Source organism: Hydrogenivirga sp. 128-5-R1-1 (assembly GCF_000171895.1).
The window spans coordinates 1-1184 of sequence record NZ_ABHJ01000457.1 but is presented as its reverse complement, the minus strand read 5'-3'; the positions used below and the strand labels follow the sequence as shown (position 1 = coordinate 1184).

Annotated in this window: 3 protein-coding genes; all 3 read left to right on the top strand. The window is 37.1% G+C overall.

The features are described from left to right. A partial coding sequence (rpsL, locus tag HG1285_RS00690; protein ID WP_008289589.1) for a 30S ribosomal protein S12 occupies positions 1-261 on the top strand: 261 nt, incomplete at its 5' end. 20 nt (positions 262-281) lie between these two features. After that, positions 282-761 carry a 30S ribosomal protein S7 gene (gene rpsG / locus HG1285_RS00695; protein ID WP_008289587.1) on the top strand — a complete coding sequence of 160 codons (480 nt, stop codon included), beginning with the start codon at positions 282-284 and terminating at the stop codon, positions 759-761. A gap of 24 nt (positions 762-785) precedes the next feature. Next, a partial coding sequence (locus HG1285_RS00700; protein WP_008289585.1) for a GTP-binding protein occupies positions 786-1184 on the top strand: 399 nt, incomplete at its 3' end.

Here is a 1184-nt window from a genome sequence, read left to right as displayed (position 1 = left end):
CCTAAGAAGCCAAACTCTGCATTAAGAAAAGTTGCAAGGGTTAGACTTTCAAATGGATATGAAGTTACCTGTTATATTCCTGGAGAAGGCCACAACCTACAGGAGCACTCAATTGTTCTTGTAAGAGGTGGAAGGGTAAAAGACTTACCAGGTGTTAGATATAAGATAATAAGAGGTGCTTTAGATGCAGCTGGAGTTAAAGATAGAAAGCAGTCTCGTTCTAAATACGGTGCTAAAAAACCTAAAGAAGCTAAGAAATAATTAAGGAGAGGTAATATAAGATGCCAAGAAAAGGACCTGTAAAACCAAGAGAAATAATGCCTGACCCGGTTTATCAAGATGTTCTGGTTCATAAATTAATAAATAAAGTAATGAAAGATGGTAAAAAATCAAAAGCTGAAAAAATTGTTTACACTGCTATGAAAATCTTAGCTGAAAAAACTGGGGAAGAACCTTTAGCAGCTTTACATAAAGCAATTGAAAATATAAAACCTGTAATGGAAGTTAGACCAAGAAGGGTTGGTGGTTCTACTTATCAGGTTCCTATGGAAGTTCCACCAAGAAGACAGGAGTCTTTAGCTTTAAGATGGCTTGTAGAAGCTGCAAGAAGCAGAAGTGGAAAAGGAAATTACACTATGATAGAGAAGCTTTCAAATGAGCTTTACGATGCTTATAACGAAAGAGGCGGAGCAGTTAAGAAGAAAGAAGATACTCATAGAATGGCAGAAGCAAATAAAGCTTTTGCACATTATAGATGGTAATTAATATATCGGAGGAAAATATAAATGGCTAGGCAAGTGCCAATAGAAAAATTAAGAAATATAGGAATTGTTGCTCATATTGATGCAGGGAAAACAACAACAACTGAAAGAATACTATTTTACACAGGTAAAACATATAAAATAGGTGAGGTGCACGAAGGCGGCGCCACTATGGACTGGATGGAACAGGAAAAGGAAAGAGGTATTACAATTACCTCTGCTACAACTGCTGCATACTGGAAAGGATACCAGCTTAACATAATTGACACACCAGGGCACGTTGACTTTGGTGTTGAAGTTGTTCGTTCAATGAAAGCCCTTGATGGAATAGTTTTTGTATTTTCATCTGTTGAAGCAGTTCAGCCACAGTCTGAAGCAAACTGGAGATGGGCAGATAAATTCGGAGTTCCAAGAATTGCTTTT

Coding starts and splice junctions, on each gene's coding strand:
- rpsG (WP_008289587.1), top strand. CDS start 282: ATGCCAAGAAAAGGACCTGTAAAACCAAGAGAAATAATGCCTGACCCG.